The organism is Telmatospirillum siberiense (genome assembly GCF_002845745.1).
GTDB lineage: Bacteria > Pseudomonadota > Alphaproteobacteria > Rhodospirillales > Magnetospirillaceae > Telmatospirillum > Telmatospirillum siberiense.
Genome location: NZ_PIUM01000023.1, coordinates 28,700 through 50,378, shown reverse-complemented (window position 1 = coordinate 50,378; position 21,679 = coordinate 28,700). Strand labels below are relative to the sequence as shown.

18 protein-coding genes are annotated in these 21,679 nt (G+C 61.2%); 8 read left to right on the top strand and 10 right to left on the bottom strand.

Going from position 1 to position 21,679, the window contains the following annotated elements:
* Window positions 1-183: 183 nt before the first annotated feature.
* The 3 genes from CWS72_RS18055 to CWS72_RS18045 all read right to left on the bottom strand — a co-directional run bounded on the left by CWS72_RS18055 (window position 184) and on the right by CWS72_RS18045 (window position 3,104).
* The gene (locus CWS72_RS18055) at window positions 184-954 is read right to left on the bottom strand and encodes an aldolase/citrate lyase family protein (RefSeq protein WP_101252030.1); all 771 of its coding nucleotides are present in this window, start codon (window positions 952-954) and stop codon (window positions 184-186) included.
* Window positions 955-975: 21 nt separating this feature from the next.
* The gene (glxR, locus tag CWS72_RS18050; protein WP_101252029.1) at window positions 976-1,866 is read right to left on the bottom strand and encodes a 2-hydroxy-3-oxopropionate reductase; all 891 of its coding nucleotides are present in this window, start codon (window positions 1,864-1,866) and stop codon (window positions 976-978) included.
* 329 nt (window positions 1,867-2,195) lie between these two features.
* A complete protein-coding gene (locus CWS72_RS18045; protein WP_101252084.1) occupies window positions 2,196-3,104 on the bottom strand; it encodes a LysR family transcriptional regulator in 909 nt (302 codons plus the stop codon).
* Between the two features lie 188 nt (window positions 3,105-3,292).
* Here CWS72_RS18045 and CWS72_RS18040 point away from each other — a divergent pair, with 188 nt between their 5' ends.
* The 4 genes from CWS72_RS18040 (at window position 3,293) to CWS72_RS18030 (ending at window position 8,112) form a co-directional block, all read left to right on the top strand.
* Window positions 3,293-4,777 carry a methyl-accepting chemotaxis protein gene (locus CWS72_RS18040; protein WP_101252028.1) on the top strand — a complete coding sequence of 495 codons (1,485 nt, stop codon included), beginning with the start codon at window positions 3,293-3,295 and terminating at the stop codon, window positions 4,775-4,777.
* A gap of 338 nt (window positions 4,778-5,115) precedes the next feature.
* Window positions 5,116-5,256, top strand: coding sequence for a hypothetical protein (locus tag CWS72_RS27885; protein ID WP_158240707.1), 141 nt, complete (start codon window positions 5,116-5,118; stop codon window positions 5,254-5,256).
* 406 nt (window positions 5,257-5,662) lie between these two features.
* Window positions 5,663-6,646 carry an aldo/keto reductase gene (locus CWS72_RS18035; RefSeq protein ID WP_274540609.1) on the top strand — a complete coding sequence of 328 codons (984 nt, stop codon included), beginning with the start codon at window positions 5,663-5,665 and terminating at the stop codon, window positions 6,644-6,646.
* 152 nt (window positions 6,647-6,798) lie between these two features.
* On the top strand, window positions 6,799-8,112 hold the full coding sequence (locus CWS72_RS18030) for an MFS transporter (RefSeq protein ID WP_101252027.1): 1,314 nt from the start codon (window positions 6,799-6,801) through the stop codon (window positions 8,110-8,112).
* A 37-nt stretch (window positions 8,113-8,149) separates the two neighbouring features.
* On the opposite strand, the gene CWS72_RS18025 is transcribed toward CWS72_RS18030, so the two are convergent.
* The 5 genes from CWS72_RS18025 to CWS72_RS18005 form a co-directional block, all read right to left on the bottom strand.
* On the bottom strand, window positions 8,150-8,665 hold the full coding sequence (locus CWS72_RS18025) for a hypothetical protein (protein ID WP_146002797.1): 516 nt from the start codon (window positions 8,663-8,665) through the stop codon (window positions 8,150-8,152).
* A 53-nt stretch (window positions 8,666-8,718) separates the two neighbouring features.
* On the bottom strand, window positions 8,719-9,528 hold the full coding sequence (locus CWS72_RS18020; RefSeq protein ID WP_101252025.1) for an ABC transporter permease: 810 nt from the start codon (window positions 9,526-9,528) through the stop codon (window positions 8,719-8,721).
* Window positions 9,525-10,121 (bottom strand): ABC transporter ATP-binding protein, encoded by a 597-nt coding sequence (locus tag CWS72_RS18015; RefSeq protein WP_101252024.1) that lies wholly within the window; start codon window positions 10,119-10,121, stop codon window positions 9,525-9,527. The genes CWS72_RS18020 and CWS72_RS18015 overlap by 4 nt, the downstream gene beginning before the upstream one ends.
* 284 nt (window positions 10,122-10,405) lie before the next feature.
* Entirely contained in the window at window positions 10,406-12,058 is a 1,653-nt protein-coding gene (locus CWS72_RS18010; RefSeq protein ID WP_101252023.1) for an NRAMP family divalent metal transporter, read from the bottom strand.
* Window positions 12,059-12,227: 169 nt separating this feature from the next.
* Complete coding sequence (locus CWS72_RS18005) at window positions 12,228-12,431, bottom strand: hypothetical protein (protein ID WP_101252022.1); 204 nt, start codon at window positions 12,429-12,431, stop codon at window positions 12,228-12,230.
* 422 nt (window positions 12,432-12,853) lie between these two features.
* Between CWS72_RS18005 and CWS72_RS18000 the strand changes: the two genes are divergently transcribed.
* A complete protein-coding gene (locus CWS72_RS18000; protein ID WP_101252082.1) occupies window positions 12,854-14,875 on the top strand; it encodes a M3 family metallopeptidase in 2,022 nt (673 codons plus the stop codon).
* 52 nt (window positions 14,876-14,927) lie between these two features.
* On the opposite strand, the gene CWS72_RS17995 is transcribed toward CWS72_RS18000, so the two are convergent.
* Entirely contained in the window at window positions 14,928-16,544 is a 1,617-nt protein-coding gene (locus CWS72_RS17995) for a methyl-accepting chemotaxis protein (protein WP_241911798.1), read from the bottom strand.
* 341 nt (window positions 16,545-16,885) lie between these two features.
* Between CWS72_RS17995 and CWS72_RS17990 the strand changes: the two genes are divergently transcribed.
* The 3 genes from CWS72_RS17990 (at window position 16,886) to CWS72_RS17980 (ending at window position 21,287) form a co-directional block, all read left to right on the top strand.
* Complete coding sequence (locus CWS72_RS17990; RefSeq protein WP_241911797.1) at window positions 16,886-17,791, top strand: patatin-like phospholipase family protein; 906 nt, start codon at window positions 16,886-16,888, stop codon at window positions 17,789-17,791.
* Window positions 17,792-18,129: 338 nt separating this feature from the next.
* Window positions 18,130-20,073, top strand: a complete 1,944-nt coding sequence (locus tag CWS72_RS17985; RefSeq protein WP_146002796.1) for a methyl-accepting chemotaxis protein — start codon at window positions 18,130-18,132, stop codon at window positions 20,071-20,073.
* Between the two features lie 248 nt (window positions 20,074-20,321).
* Complete coding sequence (locus CWS72_RS17980) at window positions 20,322-21,287, top strand: 2-hydroxyacid dehydrogenase (protein ID WP_101252019.1); 966 nt, start codon at window positions 20,322-20,324, stop codon at window positions 21,285-21,287.
* A gap of 33 nt (window positions 21,288-21,320) precedes the next feature.
* Here the strand turns inward: CWS72_RS17980 and CWS72_RS17975 are convergent, their stop codons facing one another.
* The gene (locus tag CWS72_RS17975; RefSeq protein ID WP_101252080.1) at window positions 21,321-21,671 is read right to left on the bottom strand and encodes a DUF190 domain-containing protein; all 351 of its coding nucleotides are present in this window, start codon (window positions 21,669-21,671) and stop codon (window positions 21,321-21,323) included.
* Window positions 21,672-21,679: the final 8 nt, after the last annotated feature.

The window sequence follows — 21,679 nt, the reverse complement described above, 5'->3', positions numbered from 1 at the left end:
GGCCGGCACCTGTCCGCCCATGCCTAAAAGCGCAGCCGCAAGGCAAGCTGCACCCAGCGCAAGCCTGGATGTCTTCACGATGTTTCCTCCTGATATCCCAAGGTCCTTTTATTTTACGAGCGGCCGCTTCAGCGGCCGCCGACGCCCCGGCGGACCAATGCCGGGGCGATTTGAAGGTTCCTTTCAGCTCTTGAACTTCTGGACCAACTGCTCGGAACCGCGAGCGAGCAAGCCGAGGTCGGATCCGACGGCGGTGAACAGGCATCCCAGTTCGATATAATGACGGGCCAGGGCCTCGTCGGGGGTCAGAATGCCGGCAGGCAGGCCGGCCGCCTGGATACGCCCGATGGTCTGGTCAATAATGGTCAGAACCTCGGGATGTTTCGGATTACCGGCGTGACCCAAGGCGGCGGAGAGATCGCCGGGCCCGATGAACAGGCCGTCGACACCCTCGACGGCGGCGATTTCCTCGAGGTTGTCGAGCCCCTTGCGGGTCTCGACCTGCAAAAGGACGCAAATCTCCTCCTCGCAGATCTGCGGATAGTTCTTCACCCGGCCATAGAGCGCGGCGCGCGGCGCCGCCGAATAGCCGCGCACACCCTTCGGCGGATAGCGGGTGGCGGCCACCGCCGCCCTCGCCTCCGCCGCCGATTCGATGGTCGGAATCAGCAGGGTCTGCACCCCGATATCGAGATAGCGCTTGATATCCACCGTGTCGTTCCAGGGAATGCGCACCACCGGATGGGCGGTGCCCCCCTGCGCCGCCTGCAATTGCGACATGACCATGGGAAGCTCGTTCGGAGCATGCTCGGTGTCGAGGACCAGCCAATCGAAGCCGGCACCGGCGATCACCTCGACCGTCATATGGTTCGACAGGATTGACCACAGACCGATTTGCAGCCGGCCGCTCTTGATCGCATGCTTGAAATGGTTCACGGGTAAGGTCGTGTTCATTTTCGCGTGTCCATCCTGCTTTCAGGCTTTCTGCCCGATCTCGAAGTTGGCCATGATCTCCAGGGCTCGGACCATGCCGGAATGATCCCAGGCCTTTCCGCCGTGCGAGGAACAGGCGTTGAAAAGCTCCTGACAGGTCGCCGTGTTGGGAAGCGACAGGCCGATCTTGCGGGCCGTCGACAAAGCCAGATTGAGATCCTTCTGATGCAGTTCGATCCGGAAGCCGGGATCGAAATTCCGTTTGACCATGCGTTCGCCATGCACTTCCAGGATGCGCGACGAAGCGAAGCCGCCCATCAGGGCCTGGCGCACCTTGGCCGGATCGGCCCCAGCCTTGGCGGCCAGCAGCAGCGCTTCGCCGACCGCCTCGATGGTGAGCGCCACGATGATCTGGTTGGCGACCTTGCAGGTCTGACCGTCGCCGTTGCCGCCGACCAGGGTGATGTTCTTGCCCATCAGGTCGAAAAGCGGACGGGCCCGTTCGAAGGCGGCGTCGCTGCCGCCCACCATGATGGTCAGGGACGCCGCCTTGGCGCCCACCTCGCCGCCCGACACCGGCGCGTCGAGATAGTCGGCGCCCAGCGCCTTGATCTTCTCGGCGAACTGCTTGGTCTCGATCGGCGAGATCGAGCTCATGTCGATCACCAGCTTGCCCTTCGACAGTCCCTCGGCGACCCCCTTCGCCCCGAACAGGACCTTCTCGACGTCCGGCGTGTCGGGGACCATGACGATCACGATCTCGGCCTGCTCGGCCACGGACTTGCCGTCGGCGCAGGCCTTGGCTCCACCCTTGACCAATATGTCCGGTACCGGACCGATCGTATGGACGAACAATTCATGGCCGCCCGCCAGCAAGTGACCCGCCATCGGCGTGCCCATGATGCCTAATCCGATAAAACCAACCTTGCTCATGGCGTCCTCTTTCGAAAGCTTGTTGAAACGACGTGACGGGGTGGTGGAAAGGTTTCAACGCAAAAGCCGACACCGCACTTTGATCTCCGCCCGGCGCTCCCGCCGACCGGACATGAGGCCATGGCGCCGCCGCACGAGCTTTTCTCGGCTCAGTGGACGGACGACGCACCAACTCCGGGGTGTGGTTTTTCGGTCATGACGCTTCCACTCGACTTGGTCGAATTCTTGATTCCGCCACCACGGTAATTTTGGGAAGCCTCAAGGTCCATGTCGTCGGAAGCATCGTTCGATGCATTTTCGGTATCGCTGACGCGAGAACCGAACGGCTCTCATTTCGCGGAGGATCCGCCCCCGCCGAATTCCCGCAGGATGAGTTCGCTCAGTACCGAAGCGGCGGGATTTTCATTGCCATCCCGCCAAGCCAGGAAAAGCTCGGTGGAAGCCTTCGCCTCAGACGGAAAATCGCGCAGAACGACGCCATCCGGATGCAGGTTGCGGGCCGATTCCGGCACCACGGCGAGGCCGATGCCGGCATTGACCAGCGCCAGGATGGAGTGTGTCTGAATGGCGTATTGGACGTAATTGGGGGCGACGCCGGCGGTCTGGAACAGTCCGGCCAGGAGATCGTGGAAATAACGCCCCTCGACCGGGGAATAGGTAATGAACGGCTGACGGTCGAGATCGGTGAGACGAAGCTGCTCGCACGCCGCCAGCGGATGATCGCGCGGCACGGCGAGCAGCAATGGTTCCCGCAGAATCCGTTTCCCCGAAATTCCATAGCGATTGAGCGGCGGACGCAAGAAACCGAGATCGATCCGTCCGGAGTTCAGAGCCTCGATCTGGTCAAGGGTTACCATTTCGCGCAAGACCAGATCGATCTCGGGCAGCTTTTCCTTGGCCAGCGCGACCAGCCGGGGCAGGAAGGCATAACTCGACGCCGCGGTGAAACCCAAGGTGACCAACCCCGATTCGCCGCGCGCCATCCTCTGGGCGATGACCTTGGCGTTTTCGGCGATATGCAGCAGCCGGCGCGCTTCCAAATAAAACGCCTTGCCGGCCGGGGTAAGTTCGACCAGCCGGCTCGAACGCCTCAGCAGACAAACTCCCAACTCATGTTCGAGAAGCTGGATCTGCCGGCTTAGCGGAGGCTGGGTCATGTTCAGCCGCTGGGCCGCGCGATGGAAGTGCAGCTCCTCGGCCAGGACAATGAAACAGCGCAGATGGCTGAACTCGAACATCGATCCAATATAAGCATTGATTGCGACGTAATCCACTCCGCCGTCAGCATCACGCCATAGGGCTCGAAAAATTAGAGACGTCCTAAAATGGGGATAGCACGCCATTATATTCATGGCAGAATATCTCAGTATGCGAATCAAGCCATCCGGCTGAAATCGAATTTGACGCAGACATTGAGGTATTTTCGATGCTCAAAATTATTTCCGGTGCCCGCTGTTCCGAAATGGAAGGCACGCTGGCGGCTTTGGAAAAGACACAGGCCGTCATTGAATTTCAGATGGATGGCACCATCATCCGCGCCAATGACAATTTCCTGACCCTGATGGGCTACCGGCAGGAAGAAATCCGCGGCAAGCATCATTCGATGTTCGTCGAACAGGCTTACCGCGACAGCCCAGAATACAAGCAATTCTGGGAAAAGTTGCGTAGTGGCCAATTCCAGAAGGCGCAATTCAAGCGCATCGCCAAGGGCGGCCGCGAGGTGTGGATCGAAGGCGCCTACAATCCGATCATGGGCTCCGACGGCAAGCCGTTCAAAGTGGTGAAATACGCCACGGACGTCACCGAGGATAAATTGAAATACGCCGACCTTCTGGGCCAGATCCAGGCCATCGGCAAGGCTCAGGCCGTCATCGAATTCAAGCTCGACGGCACGGTGATCACGGCCAACCAGAACTTTCTGAACGCGCTCGGCTATTCTCTACCGGAAATCCAGGGCAAACATCACTCCATGTTCGTCGAGCCGGCCTATCGCAACAGCGCCGAATACAAGCAATTTTGGGAAAAACTGCGCAGCGGGCAATATCAGGCCGCGCAATACAAACGCATCGGCAAGGGCGGCCGCGAGGTGTGGATCGAAGCCTCCTACAACCCCATCCTCGATCTCAACGGCAAGCCGTACAAGGTGGTGAAATACGCCACCGACATCACCCGGCAGATCGCCCTGCTGGACAGCCTGAAAACGCTGATCGACGTCAATTTCGGAGAAATCGACGGCGCTCTCGGCCGCTCATCCAACCAGACGTCGGAAGCCGTCCGCGCCGCGTCCGAAACTTCGGGCAATGTCCAGATGCTGGCGTCGAGCGCCGAGGAACTTGACGCCTCCATCAAGGAAATCTCGGAAAGCATGGCGAAGTCCAAAGGCGCCACGGACCATGTTTTCGAGCAGACCTCGGTGGCCGATCAGTCGGCCTCGCGCCTCCAGGACGCGGCGACCGCCATGGGCGGCGTGGTGGTGTTGATCCAGACCATCGCCGGTCAGATCAATCTGCTGGCATTGAACGCCACCATCGAATCGGCCCGGGCCGGCGAGGCCGGCAAGGGATTTGCCGTGGTCGCCAACGAAGTCAAGCATCTGGCCAATCAGGCGGCCCGCGCCACCGAACAGATTTCCGAGGAAATCGAAAAGGTGCAGGCGGCTTCCGTCGACGTGGTCTCGGTGCTTACCGACATCCGTCACTCCATCGCCACGGTGCGCGAATATGTCACCGGCACCGCCGGGGCGGTCGAGGAACAAAGCGCGGTGACCCGCAGCATGTCGTCGAGCATGCAGGGCACGTCGGTGGCGGTGGACACCATCAGCGGAAGCATCAACGAAATTTCCGCGGCCATCCAACAGGTCAGCCAGGCGGTGACCAAAACCAAGGAAGCCGCCCAGGTCCTGGCGCGATAAGCGCGGCGAAGCGTCAGAGGAAGAACCCCGGGCGGACGAATGTCCGCCCGGGGCGGCGGCACTTGAATTTGAAACAAGGAAAAGCAGGGTCACCGACTACCCCGGCACCAGACCACCGCGGCTCAAGATCAACCCTGTCTGTAGTTTCTTGTCTCAGGATGGGGTGCACTCCACATCTGCACCTATCTGTGTTCATCGGTGTTCATCTGTGCTCCATTTTGACAAGGCCCGGTCCCCGGACCGAGCCTTCGGGAGCAGCCCGATTAGCCCCGGGATAACTCGCCGGAATCGATCATAAGGAAACACAGATCAGAACCGATAAACACCGATGAACACAGATGCGGATCGAAGCGCTACAGGCGGCCGGGGCTCCGAACTCAGGTTTCGATTTCTTTGACATCGGCGTCATGGCCGTGCGCAACATACGGCTGTCCGGCACGGATCGTGCTGGCCTCTATTTGAGTGGTAATCACACCTAAAAACCGTCATTGCCGGACTTGATCCGGCAATCCATGGTTGCATAGATCGACCGACATCATTTGAAGTGGGCACGTGGATGCCCGTCTCAAGCACGGGCATGACGACCTTTGGTGGTTAAACTCGGCCCAATTTTTCCTAAATATTGAGGGCAAAATCTGTGCCGGACAGCCGTGTGTCAGGCACGGGCATGACGACTCTTGAGAGTCGTGCCGGCAAATGAAATTGGCGGCGCCAAACGATTGTTACCCTGAATTCGTTGCCCGGCCCCTGACCCATGGCCGATAACGAAACGCCGAAAAATATGCCATAGTGGCCGCTTCATTTCAGAAGACGGGCCGGAACGGTGCGACGTCTCAAACCGGCGCCACTTTCGCCTCCAGTCCTTATTCGAGAAGGAGCATCATCTTGCGCAACCGTCTCCTCGCTCCCGATCTTTCCGTCTCGGCGCTGGGCCTTGGTTGCATGGGGATGTCGGAATTCTATGCCGGCGGCAGCGAGGAGCAATCCATCGCCACCATCCATCGTGCCCTCGATCTGGGCGTCACCCTGCTCGACACCGCCGATATGTACGGATGGGGCCACAACGAACGCCTGGTCGGACGGGCCCTGAAGGGACGCCGCGATCAGGTGGTGCTGGCCACCAAATTCGGCAATGTGCGTGGTCCCAACGGTGAATTCCTGGGGATTGACGGTCGTCCGGACTATGTCCGCAAGGCCTGCGACGCCAGCCTCCAGCGGCTGGGGATCGACGTCATCGATCTCTACTACCAGCATCGGGTCGATCCCAAGACGCCGATCGAGGACACCGTCGGCGCCATGGCCGATCTGGTCCGTCAGGGCAAGGTGCGTCATCTCGGCCTGTCCGAGGCGGCTCCGGCGACGATCAGACGGGCGGCGGCCACCCATCCCATCGCCGCGCTGCAAACCGAGTATTCCCTGTGGAGCCGCGATCCGGAAACGGAAATCCTTTCCACCTGCCGCGAACTCGGTATCGGATTCGTAGCCTATAGCCCGCTCGGACGCGGTTTTCTCACCGGACGTTTCCGCCGGCCCGAGGATATTCCGGAAAACGACTGGCGCCGCCATCATCCCCGTTTTTCCGGGGAAAATTTCGCGCATAATCTGCGTCTGGCCGAAACCGTGCGGAGCATGGCGAAGGAACACCGCTGCACCGCCGCGCAACTGGCCCTGGCCTGGGTGCTGGCGCAAGGCAAGGATATCGTCCCCATTCCGGGAACCAAACAGGTCGCCCTGTTGGAGGAAAATCTGGGCGCCTTGTCCATCACCCTTTCAGAGGATGATCTGCAACGCCTCGACGAAGCCTTTCCACGCGGCGCCACCGCGGGCGATCGCTACCTGCCGCAAGGCATGCAGGCGCTCAATCTCTGATCGATTCCCTCCACGCGTTCCATTCCGGGACACGCCGATTGTGCCCATACCAAAAGCGGGATAAAACCGTAATGGTATATCGCGATGCACTATACCGGGATCAATAATAAATGAATCCCGCAGGCATACCGGAAGATGCGAAGGAGGAAACAATGACGGCCACCACGGTTTTGGAGCCAGAAAATCCCGTCGATCTGAGAAAAACATATAAAAAAGTCGCGCTTCACCTGCTGCCGTTTCTATTCATCTGCTATCTCTTCAATTACCTCGACCGGGTGAATGTCGGCTTCGCCAAGCTGCAGATGCTCGATGATCTCCACCTGAGCGAAACCGTCTACGGCCTGGGAGCCGGCATCTTTTTCATCGGCTATGTCCTCTGCGGGGTGCCCAGCAATCTTACCCTCTACAAGGTGGGGGCGCGGCGCTGGCTGACGGTCACCATGATCCTGTGGGGCATCTTTTCGACCTGCCTGCTGTTCGTCACCTCGGCGACGTCCTTTTACGTCCTGCGCCTGCTCACCGGTGCTTCCGAGGCGGGTTTCTTCCCCGGCATCATTCTTTACTTCACCCTTTGGTTTCCCTCCGCCGAACGGGGCCGGATCATCGCCCTGTTCATGTCGGCCATCCCCATTTCCGGCCTGATCGGCAGCCCGTTCTCCGGCTGGATTCTGAAAAGCTTCGCCTCCGGCATGGGGGGATTGGCCGGATGGCAATGGCTTTATCTGCTGCAGGGACTGCCGACCATCCTGCTGGGCATCGGACTGTTCTTCCTGCTGAACGACGGCATCGACCAGGCCAAATGGCTGAACGAGAACGAGCGCCACGCCCTGAAGCAAGCCCTGATCGACGATGAAAAGAACCGCCCGGCCACGGTTTCGGACTCCTTCGCGCGGGTCCTGCGCAATCCCAGCGTCTGGGTTCTCGGGATCATCTATTTCTGCATTCAATGCGGCGTCTATTCGATCAACTTCTGGCTGCCGACCATCATCAAATCAAGCGGCATCGCCAATCCGATGACCATCGGCTGGTTGAGCGCCATTCCCTATCTCGCGGCCAGCATCTTCATGGTGATCGTCGGCCGTTCGGCCGATGCCAAACGCGAGCGTCGCTGGCATCTTGCGGTGCCGATGCTGATGGGGGTCGTGGGATTGCTGATCGCCGCGAATTTCGCCTCCAGCACGACCGTGGCCACCATCGGATTGACATTGGCGACCATGGGGGCGCTGACCGGGCTGCCCATGTTCTGGCCGCTGTCCGGCGGCTTCCTCACCGCCTCGGCCGCGGCCGGCGGCTTGGCATTGATCAATTCGCTGGGCCAATGCGCCGGCTTCTTGAGCCCCTATCTCGTCGGCTGGATCAAGGACACCACGCACAGCACGGATCTGGCGCTCTACATCCTGGCCGCGCTGATGCTGCTGGGCGTCGTCCTGGTGCTGCGCATTCCGGGACGGGTGGTCAACCGCTGAGTGGTTTTCCGAAGCGGCGCCTCACGCCGGGACCGGCTTACCGAAGCGGCTGACGTGAAACGCTGGGCTGCGGAGCGGCCGCCGGGGCCGGTGGAGTGGCGTAAGAGCCGCCTCCGCCGCCTCCGGTCCCCGCGCCGATGGCGGGAGCCACGGTGATGATGGTTTCGACGCCGAAAGTGGTGTCCCGGATCTGCACGGTGGCGATGCGATCGGCGCGCTGCCAGGTCTGGATGCTGATACTGGCGCGCACCGAGGTGATTTCCTGCCAGCCGAACCCGGGCATGTCCGACTTATAGAGGTCGTAGATGGGGCCCGTTCCGCCCCCGGTCGTATAGACGAGCCGCCCCACCCAGCTTTCCCCATGGCCGAGCAGAAGCGACTGGTCAACGTCCATCCTGGCCTTGGCCGGGATCGGGATATCGGAAAACTGGCTGAAGCTGGGAGCCGCCGGCGAACCATCGGATCGCGCCGAACTGGGTGCCAGGGCATTTCCGGAACAGGCCGCGAGACCCAGGAGAACGACCAGGCCGATGGAGGCCGCGCCAGCTTTCATCTTCATCCTCCGGAGATGTCCCTCGTTGTTATTACCATGCCCGGCACCCTTCGTCATTCCCCGCTCAACGGCCGCAACCGATCCAACCGCAGGCGATGGCGGGCATCGGTCAGGCGGAAAACACCCCCCATCACCGCGCCGACGGCGCCGATGCCGGTACCGCCGGCGATCAGGAACATGATGAGGATCTGATATTTGACCGCTTCCATCGGCGCGACACCGCCCAGGATCTGACCGGTCATCATCCCGGGCAGGGAAACGACCCCGGTGGCCGACATGCTGTTGATGGTCGGCATCAAGGCGTTACGCAGGGCATCGCGGATGACCGGCCCCAAAGCCTCGAAACGTGGCGCCCCCAGCATCAGCCGAGCCTCGACGCCCGAACGGCGCTGCGCCAGACCGTTGGTCAGGGTGTTCAAGCCAAGGGAAACCCCGGTCATGGTGTTACCGAGAATCATCCCCAGAAGCGGAATGGCGTAGCGCGGATCGTACCAGGGATCTGGACGCAGGGCGGTCGTCAGGGCGAAAATGGTCACCAGGCAGGCCGCCATGCTCATGCAGGAGGTGCCAAGGCCGAACGACCACCATCCCGCCAGGGGACGATCCTGACGCGCCGTCGCCTCACGTCCGGCGAACAGGACCATGACCAGCGCCGCCAGCCCCGTCCACCAGGGTGAGACATGGGAAAACAGCGTGGCCAGGACCAAACCCATCAGCGAAAGCTGCACCACCATGCGAACGGCGGCGATCAACAGACGCCGGTGAACCCCCAGATGCAGGGCCAGGGAAAGGGCGGCATTGGCCAGCACCAGCAGGCTGCCCAAAGCCAGATCGGTGGCGGAAAGAGCGATATAGCCGTTCATGCCGCCTCCTCCCGCACCTGTCCGGCTTCGACCCGCAGAAAACGCCTGGCCACCCGCTCGCCCTGAGCGGCATCATGGGTGACCCACAGCACCGCCAACCCATCCCGGACGCGCTCGGCGATCATCGCCTCCACCACCGACACCGACGCCGCGTCCAAGGCCGCCGTCGGTTCGTCGAGAAGGAGCACCTTCGGACTCTGCGTCAGGGCCCGCACCAGGGCGAGGCGCATGCGCTCGCCGGTCGAGGGCCGGGTCAATGGCCAGTCCCCGGCATCGGCCGGCAACCCCAGCCGCTCGACCAGGGGCAAGGCCGTCGCCCAATCTGAAAAATGCCGGCCGACGCGATCATCCCACCAACCGGGCTCGGCCGGCAGATAGCCGACCAGCCGTCGCCAGGCCGGACCGTCCATCGCCTCCCGCGCCACACCGTCGAGACTGACCTCGCCGCTGTTGGGATCCAAATCGACGATAGAACGCAACAATAGGGATTTTCCGGCCCCCGACGGACCACGAACGGCGACGCATTCGCCGTAATCCAACGAAAAGGAAGCGGGCGCCAGACCAGACCGGCTCAATTGGGAAATGACAAGCATGGCAGGGATTTAACCATGAACCTTCATTGCGGCCTAGTCGAACATGTCATTTGAAATGACATGTTCGACTAGGCTTTTTGTGAAGCCTTCGCCTCCGGCTTCGGCGATGCTCAGGCGCCGCTCGGGCTTGGTGGCACCTTTCATTTAAGATGAAACGCGCCACGAGTGGTGAAAGTCCGACGGACGGCGCCGCCGCCATCCGTCGGACTTTCATAACAATTCAATCAGTTGGCCCACCACGCTTTGTAAACGGTTGATGGCATCGCGGATGCCCCCCACCCCGGCTAACCGGCGGTACCGATCGCCAACTGCACGATCCGGACAAGCACAAGCCCACCGGCGATGACCAGATAGCCGCGCAACAGTCCCATCCACAGGCGACTTGCGGGGGACAGGCGGGCCGGCGGCAAAGTCTTGAGAGGCGGCATCATCCAAGTGGCCTTCACCTCCCCCGCATTCCCCCCGTTCCCCATCGCCGGCGACGGAGGACGGCCATGCCCCCACACAACGAACGCCAGGGCGACGACCGCCGCCGTCAAGCCGCCGCCGATTAAGACGAGGAAGATGACCTGCTCGCTCAAGTCCGGCCAAAGAACCGAAGCCGTCAGGATCATCGAGAGCATGACCAGCACGGCGATGACGGCGCCGGTGAAATAATTGAGAAGCCGGGAGTTGACCCATGGCCCCAAGACCGCCTTGTCGTTGCAGAGCAACAGCAGGAATACCGTGGCGCTGGGAAGCAGAACGCCGGCCAGGGTCTGCACCGCGTTGGTCAGCAGACCGAGCGGAGTCCCGGGGGTCAGCACCAATGCCGCCGCCAGAGCGATGAGACCGCAATAGACCAGATAGAAAACCTTGGCATCCGACGGTTTGCGGTGCAGCGAATGCTTGAGCGACAGCACATCGCCGATGGCGTAGGCGGTGGAAAGAGACACCGCCGAGGCACCGATGATGCTGGCATCGATCAGAGCTATGGCGAACAGCACGCCGGGGGTCCGCCCGACATAAGTCTCAAGCCCGGCGGCGACGGCGCCGGCATCGGAGAAATTACCGAATTCGGAATGGCCGCCGAAGGTGGCGGCGGTAAAAGCCATCATGGCCACCGCGCCGATGATCACCAGCACGATGCCGAGCCACAGGTCGACCCGCTCGTAACGCATGAAACGGGGCGTGATGCGCTTGTCGATGATATAGCTCTGCTGAAAGAACAGTTGCCACGGCGCCACCGTGGTTCCGACGATGGCGATGATCAGCAGCATCACGTCACTCAACCTGGCGCCTTCCGGCAATTGCGGCACGACCATGTCGCGCGCCACCTGCGCGAAGGGCGGATGAACCCAAAGGAAGACCGGCACCAGCAGCAGACTGCCGGCGCACAGGATCAGGGAAAAACGCTCGAAACGACGGAAATCCCCCGTTCCTGCCGCCAGCATGATCAACAGGGCCGCGGCGGCGACGCCGATCTCCCTGGAAACGCCCAGATAATCGAGCGCCAGACTGATTCCGATGAATTCGGTGACAATGGTCAGGGCGTTCAGCAAGAACAGATCGATCACACTGAACGCGCCCCAGAACTTGCCGAATCGTTCGAGGATGAGGCGCGCATGGCCGACGCGGGCGACGACACCCAACCGCAGCACCATTTCCTGATTGACGTAGAGAACGGGAACCAGCAACAGCAGGGTCCACAGCAGGGCCGTTCCGTAATTCTGCCCGGCCTGCGTATAGGTGCCGAACGCACCGGCGTCATTGTCGCCCACCATGACGATCAGTCCAGGGCCGAGGATGGCGAGCAACGTCTTGAAACGCGCCATCCAGCTCGTGCGGGGCGCCGCATCGCCCTGTCTGATGGTGCCCAGCGCGCCGCGAATATGTCCGACATGCGCCTCGTCGAGGACGGCCCCCTGCGGCACGATTTCGAGTTCAATATGGCTCATACTTGCGATCCCTTTGGCTTCGCCCGCCGTCAGGCGATACTGAAATTCACTGTATTTTTAATGAGATAGCCCTATTCCTGAGGCAGGCGCGGATCACGCCGCCCGGAAATCCCGGGATACCCACGTTCCATCCATGATGGTCATCGGTGCCGGCCGGCACCGATGACCATCAGATCCGGACGAGTCGGAGATGCGGAATGGGTCTTCGGGAGTCCGGATCGGACTCCCAGGCGCAGACGAGCCGGCCGGTCGCGGAATCGACGGTCCAGCGACGGACCAGACGACGCGGCTTTTTCACCAATGCCGCGCCTCGCGCGACAGTGGTCGTGACGAAAAAATCAATGGGCGAAGCGATGGCCGATGCGAAAGCCATGAGCACCTCCTCTTAAGAAGCGGGTTGACGATGTCATCCCAGGAGGTGCCACGACTGACGGATCCGGGGCTCACCGCATGGCGGGGCGCCGTCTCAGATCAGTCCCGGAACAATCCTGGGCAATAAAATCCGGAATCCACGCAATCGACGAAAAACGCCGACTGGGAGGCTCCGCGGACGAACTGCTCGGTCGCGGGGTCATAAAGTCACTCTGAGTTGTTGCGAGATATCGCCGAATGCACGAAGTCACCCGGCGATGAGGCTTCAATATGCCCGCTCATCGCGAAGGTCAAGACGCAAATCCGCACCGGATGCGGGAAGGTTGGGATGATTTTCGGATTCCCTTACGCCGCCCGAAGCCTATATCTACGGATAGGCACCTCCATCGAAATGCACGAAAAAGTGCGAAGGACGAAATGCGCATGAGAGACAATCCCTTTTTCGAAACCTGGACCACGCCTTACCAGATGCCTCCCTTCGAGCGCATCCGTCCGGAGCATTTTCCCCCCGCTTTCGATCGAGGCATGGCTGACCATCTGGCGGAAATCGAAGCCATTGCCGGCGACATCCGGTCACCCGACTTCGCCAACACCATCGAAGCCCTGGAGCGCAGCGGCCGCCTGCTGGAACGCGTCGCCAACGTCTTCTTCAACCTGACCTCCAGCGACACCACCGATGCGTTGGACGCCGTCGAACGCGACTATGCGCCGAAACTCGCCCAGCATCAGATGCGCATCAGCCTCAACCCGCATCTGTTCGCCCGCATCGCCGAACTCCATGAAAAGCGCCGCGCGTTGGGATTGAGCGAGGACCAGATGCGTCTGCTGGAGCGCCGTCACCTCGATTTCATCCGCAGCGGCGCCGGCCTTTCCGGCGAGGCGAAAATCCGCATGGCGGCCATTTCCGAACGGCTGGCCACGCTGCACACCACATTCGGCCAAAACGTCCTTTTCGACGAAAAGGACTGGCATCTGAGCCTGACCGAAAACGATCTCGACGGCCTCCCCGAGGCATTGCGCAATGCCGCCAGGCAGGCTGCGGAAGAGCGGGGATTGAAGGGCGGCTGGGTGATCACCCTGGCTCGCTCATCGGTCGAACCGTTTCTCACCTTCTCTGCGCGCCGCGACCTGCGCCGGGAAGCCTACCAGTCCTGGAGCAGGCGGGGCGGCAGGCCCGGCGATCACGACAACCGGCCATTGATCCGCGAAATCGTCGCCTTGCGGGCCGAGCAGGCGCGGCTTCTTGGCTACGACAGCTATGCCGCCTTCAAGCTGGACGATTCCATGGCCCAAACCGTCTCCGCCGCCCATGGGTTGCTCGACCAGGTCTGGATACCGGCCAAACGAAAGGCCGCCGAGGAACGCGCCCTGCTGGAAAGCGAGGCCAGGTCCGAGGGCATGAACGAGCCCATCGCGCCATGGGACTGGCGCTATTACGCCGAGAAGGTCCGCAAGGCCCGCTATGACCTCGACGAAACCGAGGTGAAGCCCTATTTCGTGCTCGACAACATGGTGAAGGCCGCCTTCGATACGGCCAAGCGGCTGTTCGGCCTCAATTTCGCCGAACGCGCAGACCTGCCGGTCTATCACCCCGACGTGCGGGCCTATGAGGTGACGGATGCCGGCGGAAAGCCGATCGGATTGTTCCTTCAAGACAATTTCGCGCGGGCGGCCAAGCGTTCGGGCGCCTGGATGAGCAGCTACCGGGACCAATCCGACCTGGACGGCGAGGTGCTGCCCATCGTCGTCAACAACAACAACGTGGCCAAGGCCAGCCCCACCCTGCTCAGTTTTGACGACGCCACCACCTTGTTCCATGAATTCGGTCACGCCCTGCACGGCCTGCTGAGCAAAGTGCGCTACCCGTCGCAGTCAGGCACCGCGGTCCGCCGCGATTTCGTCGAATTCCCCTCGCAGGTCTTCGAACATTGGCTGTCCGAGCCCCGGACCTTGCGGCGCTACGCCCTGCATCATCGAACGGGGGAACCGATCCCCGAGGCCCTGCTCCGGCGACTGCTGGCCACCCGCACCTTCAATCAGGGCTTCGCCACGGTGGAATATACGGCGGCAGCCCTCCTCGACCTCGCCTTCCATAGCGCGCCCATGACGGACAGCGATGTCGACGCCTTCGAAAAGGACCTGCTGGAACGCATCGGCATGCCGGCGGAGATCGGCGTGCGCCATCGGCCGGCGCATTTCCAGCATCTGTTCGCCGGCAGCGGCTATGCCGCCGGCTATTACGCCTATCTTTGGGCGGAAGTCCTGGATGCCGACGGCTTCGCCGCCTTCACCGAGGCGAAGGATCCCTTCGAGCCATCCCTGGCCGCCCGCCTGAAGGACATCTACTCCGCCGGAGACACCCACGATCCGATGGCGCTTTACGTCGCTTTCCGGGGGCGTCCGCCCCACGTCGAGCCACTGCTGGAGAAACGCGGATTGAATTAGAACGGGGACGCGCGGTGACGGGCGGAAACGCCGGCCACCGCGGCGCTTTTACTCAATCCCCCCGCACATCGGCGAGGAAACGCCGAACCTGACCATGCAGCGTGTCGCACTCGCGCCGCAGTTTCCCGGCGGCTTCCAGCACATTCGCCGAAAGCCCGCGCGTCTGGGTCACCGCCGTCGTCACCTCGGCGATGGCCTCGCTGACCTGGGTGGTTCCCGCCGACGCCTCATGGACGTTGCGGGTGATTTCCTGCGTCGCGCCACCTTGCTCATCGACGGCAGTGGCGATCGCCGAGGTGGAATCGCGGATGGTGCCGATGATACCGGAAATCCCATCGATGGCACCGACGGCAACGTCAGTCGCCTGTTGAATGGCCGAGACCTGCTCACTGATCTCGTCGGTCGCCCTGGCGGTCTGGTTGGCCAGGCTTTTCACTTCGTTGGCGACCACGGCGAAGCCCTTGCCGGCATCTCCGGCCCTGGCCGCCTCGATGGTGGCGTTCAAGGCCAGAAGATTGGTCTGGCTGGCGATATCATTGATCAGACTGACCACCGTGCCGATCCGCTGGGCCGCCTCGGCCAGACCACGGACATGCGCATTGGTTTTGTCGGCCTCGGCGACGGCCTGTCCGGCGACCTCCGCCGACGTGGTAACCCGCTGGCTGATTTCGCCGATCGACGCCGTCAACTGCTCGGTCGCGGCGGCCACCGTCTGGACGTTGGTGGAAGCCTGCTCGGCGGCGGAAGCAACCGTCATCGAGCGGGTGGAGGTCACCTCGGCGGCAGAGGACATGCCGGCGGCATCGCGTTCCAGCGCCTCCGCCTCCCCGGTAAGGGCGGCCAGCACCGTCGAAACCGCGTTATCGAACTCCTTTGCCAAGGCGCCGATGCGTTCCGCCTCCTTGGCACGGCGAAGCTGATCCGCCTCGCGCGCCGCCGCCATATTGCGATTCTCGATCATTCGCACACGGAAGACTTCCAATGTCCCCGCCATGGCGGCGATCTCGTCCCGGCCACGATCGACGGAGACCTCGCTCTCATAATCGCCATCGGCCAATTTCCGCATATGATCGGCCTGCGATTTGACACGCCGGCCGATATTGCGGGCCACGACGACGCCGATCAGTCCAACGACCAACAGGGCGCCGACACCGGCGATGGCGATTTCCAGCAAGGCGCGACGGGTTTCCACCTCGACGTCGTCGACATAGACGCCCGTGCCGACCATCCATCCCCAGGGTTCGAATCCTTCGGCATATCCCAGTTTGGCAGCAGCCTCGGTCTCACCCGGCTTTGGCCATTGAAAGGGGACAAAGCCGCCTCCCCGGCGCGCCTGCGCGATCAACTCGTCGATCGTGTGGTGCCCACCGGCATCGATCATTTTCTTGGCAACGTCGTAAGAGCCTTCCTGATCCGTCAGGAACGGATGGGCCAGCAACTTGCCGTCATAGGCATAGATATAGAAATACTCGTTTCCGGAATAACGAATGGCCCTGACGGCGTTCCTCGCCATCGTCTGGGCCTGCTCCCCGCTCAGGTGGCCGGCCTTGGCCTCGGCCTGAAATGAAGCCACCACTTTGACGGCCGCCTCGGTCACGCTCTTGATTTGCAACCGATGGGTATTGTCGATTTTTTCATGGACGGTTGTGGCGGCAAAAATCCCAACCAAGGAAACAACCATAGCGGAAAGGACTGGTATTAGCAGAATCTGCTGCCGTATGGAAAACGCTCTCATTCCGAACTCTCTCGATCTCTGATTTTTACACTCAAGGTTTTATATTTTTTATTTTATGTAAACTTTATGCCATAAACCATATCACGAATATCATGAGATATAATTATCTGATTTTACATTATTATTACGAATAAGATTCAAGAATCGCAGGCTATTATTCACATTATCATTAGCGCTCTCCGGCCGTGGCCTCCGGACCGGAACAAGGATCGTTTGGTGGCGACGCACAAAACCGGTAAAGTGGGAAAACAATCCCTTTCGGCGGCGTGTGGCCCATGATGAGCAGCAAGACACCGCGCATCGGCATCGCTCTGGGAAGTGGCATCGCCCGTGGCTGGGCGCATATCGGCATTCTGCGGGCTTTGGAAAGTCGTGGAATCGTCCCCGACATCGTCTGTGGCACCTCGGTCGGCGCCTTCGTCGGCGGCGCCTATGCCGCCGGCCGCCTGGACGCGCTGGAAACCTGGGCCCGCGATCTGAAGAAGTTCAGTCTTTCCCGCCTGTTCGATGTGCAATTCGCCCATGGCGGATTGATTGCCGGACGCAAGATGATGCAGATCTTCGAGGAGGAACTCCCCGAGATCCGCATTGAGGATCTGCCTCTCCGTTTTGCCTGCGTCTCCACGGATCTCGACACCGGTCACGAGGTCTGGATCCAGGATGGCCCCTTGATCGAGGCGGTCCGCGCCTCCTCGGCGGTGCCCGGCATTCTGCCGCCGGTGCGTTTCGACGGCCGCCGGCTGATCGACGGCGCCCTGGTCAATCCCATCCCCGTCTCGGTCTGCCGGGCACTAGGCGCGCACATCGTCATCGCCGTCGATCTCAACACCGACGTTTTCGAAGCTGGATGGCAGCGGACCACCACGGAAATCGGCGATACCGACGAAAAAGCGATCGTCGGGCGGATCAAGTCCCTGCCCGGTGCCGATTTCATCCGCCATCTGTTCCGCCACCAGAACCACGAGCCGAGCGTCCTGGGCGTCATGGCCCGCTCGCTGGACATCATCCAGAACCGTACCAGCCGCATTCGCCTGGCCAGTGACCCGCCCGACGTCAAACTGACCCCTCAGTTGGGTGGGATCGGCATGCTGCAGTTCGACCGCGCCGCAGAAGTAATCGCGGCGGGGACCGCCGCCGTCGAGGAGGCCGAAGCCGCCCTGAACGAGCTTCTAGTGCATTGAATCATTCAGATGATTCAATGCACTAGACTCTGCAAGAGCGAAAAAGATCCGCTTTTTCATCGCTCAAGCGCCGCGCCGACTGGAGTGCATTGACGAAATTGTTGGATCTTCTTTTTGTGTCAATGCACTAGCGCGATAAAACGGCGACTGCGCCGAGGGACCAATACCTTCACTTTCAGGAAACGCTTTTGTCCTCAAACGGGGACTGCCCTCTCGCGTCCACTCCATGATAATCATATCTTCAACCACAGGTTAAAAACGGAACGGCACCACGGCCGGCCGCAGAAAACCGGACTCCCGTGACAGAGGAAAAAAGGAAACTGGAGATGGAGCTTTCCATGGAAACGGCATCGACCGAGGTCACCCGAGTACTCGAAAGTGATGGATCGCTCTCCGGCATCACCCCGGAATCCTTTCGTTTCGGCGCGGACCAGGCAAGCCTGGCCCTCGCCTTCATCTCGCCACATGTGGATTTTCGCTCCGTCACGACGGCCCTGACCCGGCTGGCAGGCCGGACACCGCTGATGTGCGTCTCGACGTCCGGCGAATTGAGCGCACAAAACCAATGCCTCTATAAGCCGGCGGGAGATCGATGGGAAACCGTGGTCGTGCAGGTGTTTTCCCCATCGCTGATCGCCCAGACCAGCATTCATGCCGTGCCCCTGCACAACGATGACATCCGCCGAGGCACACCCGATCTGTCCCGGGAAGATCGCGTCGCCCGCATCGCGCAATCCCTGTCCTCGGTATCGCCCGGCTTCCGCATCACCGCGCCGGATACCCTGGCCCTGACGTTCATCGACGGACTGTCGGCTTGCGAAAACTATTTCATGGAGGCGGTTTATCTGACCGGCCGTTTCCCCTGCCTGTTCATCGGCGGATCGGCGGGCGGCACCTTCGATTTCAAGCACACCTATCTCTACGACGGACAGCGGGTCCTGGAAAACCATGCGGTGATCGGCTTCATCAAACTGGCGCCCGGCATGCGTTACGGCGCCCTGAAAAGCCAGAATTTCCGCAAGACCGGAAAATCGGTGGTGGTGGTTGACGCAGATCCCGACCGCCGTCTCGTTACCGGTGTTTTGGACGGCAACTCCAATCAGGTAATTCCGATCACCGAAGCCTGGAGCCGCATTTTGCAGGTCCCCGCCGCCAAACTGGCCGACAGGTTGGCCGGTCACACCTTCGGCATCGAATTGAACGGAGAATTGTACGTGCGTTCGGTCGCCGGCATCGATGCAGCAGCCGGCAGCATGTCCTTCTTCTGCGATCTCTCAGCAGGCGACGAACTCCTCCTGCTGGAGGCCACCGGCTTCGTTGATCAGACCAAGCGCGACATCGACGCCTTTCTGCGCGGCAAGCCGAAGGCGGTGGGGGCCATTCTCAACGATTGCATCCTGCGGCGTCTGAACAATGGACGTGATCTCGCCGGCCTGAACGGCGCCTGGTCCGTCCCCGCCGCCGGTTTCTCCACCTTCGGCGAGTTGTTCGGAATCAACATCAACCAAACCCTGTCGGCGGTGGTGTTCTTCGATGCCCGCGAGGCGGACTTCCAAGACGCCTTCATCGACGACTTCACGGTACATTACGCACGCTTCAACGAATATTTCCTGCGCAGCCGCTTTAACGGCATGCAGATGCTCAATCGCCTCCGCAGCGGCATGATCCAACGTCTGGTCGAGCATCTGCGAAACAGTTCCAATCTCACCCGCGAAATCGACGGCGTGCTCACCCAAGTGGTGGATATCCGCCAGACCATAGAAGGCGTCATGGGAAACGTCGCTTCCGGCGGTAAAGTGAACGAAAGCATGAATTCCGAGGCCTTGAGCAGCAGCTTCACCGCGCTGGGCGGCTATACCGCAGGACTGCGAGACGTCATGAAGATCATCGACAACATCGCGGGACAAACCAACCTTCTGGCCCTGAACGCCACCATCGAGGCGGCCCGGGCCGGTGACGCCGGCAAAGGGTTCGCCGTGGTCGCCCATGAGGTGAAGAAGCTGGCCAATGACACCAAGGCCTCCCTGAGCAGAACCCAGTCGTCGATCAATGGCATGGAAGAGGCCTTGTCCGGATTGGGAAAAACCATCGAAACGGCACGCAGCCGTTTCACCCAGTCGGAAATCCGCTATGACGAGGCGATCACCCAGGTCCACTCCATCGTCTCGCTGACGGGCAAGATCGAAGGCACCCTGTCCGGATTGAGCCACGCCGTCGCCCAACAGATGAGCGCGCTCGGCAAACTGGACGAGGAGGTCGCCCTTTTGAAACGCCTGGAATAGGCCTGCCGGGAATATCGCGACCAACAAGACTGAGGTGATGCGGGGACAAACGGCACCCCGCATCCGAAATCATAGATGGATGGGTTCCGTTTTAATGGATACCGATGATCCTTCCCGAGTAAATTTCCATAGTCATTCATAGTCAACAGCATCGACCGACATTGACTCTCCCCACCGTCTCTCCAGAATGCCAGCCGGTGTTCCCCATCCCCGCGGAACCAACGACTGCCCAGGGAAGACAGATCTCCATGAATGCGAAGCCGGACAAGGTCGGACTTTTGGTCGCGCGGCGCATGCCGGATGCCGTCGAGGAACGTGCCCGCCGGGAATTCAACGCCGTCATCGCCGAAGACGATATGGACGTGCCGGCGGTCCTCGGCCTCTGTCGGAAACTGGGCAATCCGGCGGTGATAATCGGCAAGAAATCCGGTTTTTCGGCAGCCGACATCGCCCAGTTGCCCGAAACCATTCGCATCATCGCCAACCCGACCGCCGGCTACGACCACATGGATGTGGAAGCGGCCCATGCTCGCGGCATCATCGTCACCAACGCGCCCGACGCATTGACCGAATGTACCGCCGACTTCTCCTTCATGCTGATCCTGGCCGCCTGCCGCCGCGCCTCCGAATACGACCAAATCATGCGGAAAGGCTGGCGCCGGTCGTTCGGCATGCCCGACATGCTGGGCAAGCGGGTCAACGGCCAGACGCTGGGTATCGTCGGCATGGGCCGGATCGGCCGAGCCGTCGCCAGGCGTGCGCGGGGCTTCAACATGCCCATCCTCTATCACAACCGTACCCGCCTTCCTCCCGAGCTCGAAGACGGCGCCGAATATGTGAGCGATCTCGCCGACATGCTGCCGCGCTGCGACATCCTCTCGCTGCATCTGCCCGCCGGCGGGAAAACGCTGATGACGAGGGAGGCCTTCAACCGGCTGCCGCGCGGCGCGGTCTTCGTCAATGCCGCCCGGGGCTCCCTGGTCGACGAAGACGCCCTGATCGAAGCACTTGAATCGGGGCATCTGTTCGCCGCCGGTCTCGACGTCTATCGGCAGGAGCCGAATTTCGATCTGCGCCTGGCGAAACTGCCGAATGTCTTCCTCGCCCCGCACATGGGCAGTGCGACGACGGATGCCCGCAACCAGATGGGTTTCACGGCGCTCGACAATGTGGCCGCCGTGTTGGCCGGACGCCCTCCCCTCGATCCCGTGTAGTTATCGGTATGGCGCATGAGGCGCCCGCCGGTATCAGATGTCGATCTTGTGCTTCGTTTCTCCGTATTGCACGATGCGAACCTTCTCCAGGGTCACCAGAGTGCTGACCAGCAGATCCTTGACCGCTTCCAGATAGGCTTCGATCTTTGGACGGGTATCGACGATCTCCAGGACCAGGGGCAAATTGCTGGACAGGTCGAGAATCTTCGTCGTGTGCATCTTGCCCGAATGACCGTAGCCCATCGGGCCACGCAATACGGTCGCCCCCGCCAAACCAAGCTCCCTGGCTTTCATGACCAGCGTTTCATACAACGGACTGGAACCGCATCGCTCGCTTTCCCCAAGATAAATCCTGAGCAGCAGGGCGGCATTGGGCAGTGTCATGGACGAGT

What these genes read in the sequence shown, in the direction of transcription:
- CWS72_RS18000 (WP_101252082.1), top strand. Translation starts at nt 12,854, where the DNA reads ATGAGAGACAATCCCTTTTTCGAAACCTGGACCACGCCTTACCAGATG.
- CWS72_RS18015 (WP_101252024.1), bottom strand. Translation starts at nt 10,121, where the DNA reads ATGCTTGTCATTTCCCAATTGAGCCGGTCTGGTCTGGCGCCCGCTTCC.
- glxR (WP_101252029.1), bottom strand. Translation starts at nt 1,866, where the DNA reads ATGAGCAAGGTTGGTTTTATCGGATTAGGCATCATGGGCACGCCGATG.
- CWS72_RS18045 (WP_101252084.1), bottom strand. Translation starts at nt 3,104, where the DNA reads ATGTTCGAGTTCAGCCATCTGCGCTGTTTCATTGTCCTGGCCGAGGAG.
- CWS72_RS18010 (WP_101252023.1), bottom strand. Translation starts at nt 12,058, where the DNA reads ATGAGCCATATTGAACTCGAAATCGTGCCGCAGGGGGCCGTCCTCGAC.
- CWS72_RS18055 (WP_101252030.1), bottom strand. Translation starts at nt 954, where the DNA reads ATGAACACGACCTTACCCGTGAACCATTTCAAGCATGCGATCAAGAGC.
- CWS72_RS17975 (WP_101252080.1), bottom strand. Translation starts at nt 21,671, where the DNA reads ATGACACTGCCCAATGCCGCCCTGCTGCTCAGGATTTATCTTGGGGAA.
- CWS72_RS18020 (WP_101252025.1), bottom strand. Translation starts at nt 9,528, where the DNA reads ATGAACGGCTATATCGCTCTTTCCGCCACCGATCTGGCTTTGGGCAGC.
- CWS72_RS18030 (WP_101252027.1), top strand. Translation starts at nt 6,799, where the DNA reads ATGACGGCCACCACGGTTTTGGAGCCAGAAAATCCCGTCGATCTGAGA.
- CWS72_RS18005 (WP_101252022.1), bottom strand. Translation starts at nt 12,431, where the DNA reads ATGGCTTTCGCATCGGCCATCGCTTCGCCCATTGATTTTTTCGTCACG.
- CWS72_RS17980 (WP_101252019.1), top strand. Translation starts at nt 20,322, where the DNA reads ATGAATGCGAAGCCGGACAAGGTCGGACTTTTGGTCGCGCGGCGCATG.
- CWS72_RS17985 (WP_146002796.1), top strand. Translation starts at nt 18,130, where the DNA reads ATGGAAACGGCATCGACCGAGGTCACCCGAGTACTCGAAAGTGATGGA.
- CWS72_RS17990 (WP_241911797.1), top strand. Translation starts at nt 16,886, where the DNA reads ATGATGAGCAGCAAGACACCGCGCATCGGCATCGCTCTGGGAAGTGGC.
- CWS72_RS18040 (WP_101252028.1), top strand. Translation starts at nt 3,293, where the DNA reads ATGCTCAAAATTATTTCCGGTGCCCGCTGTTCCGAAATGGAAGGCACG.
- CWS72_RS18025 (WP_146002797.1), bottom strand. Translation starts at nt 8,665, where the DNA reads ATGAAAGCTGGCGCGGCCTCCATCGGCCTGGTCGTTCTCCTGGGTCTC.
- CWS72_RS27885 (WP_158240707.1), top strand. Translation starts at nt 5,116, where the DNA reads ATGCGGATCGAAGCGCTACAGGCGGCCGGGGCTCCGAACTCAGGTTTC.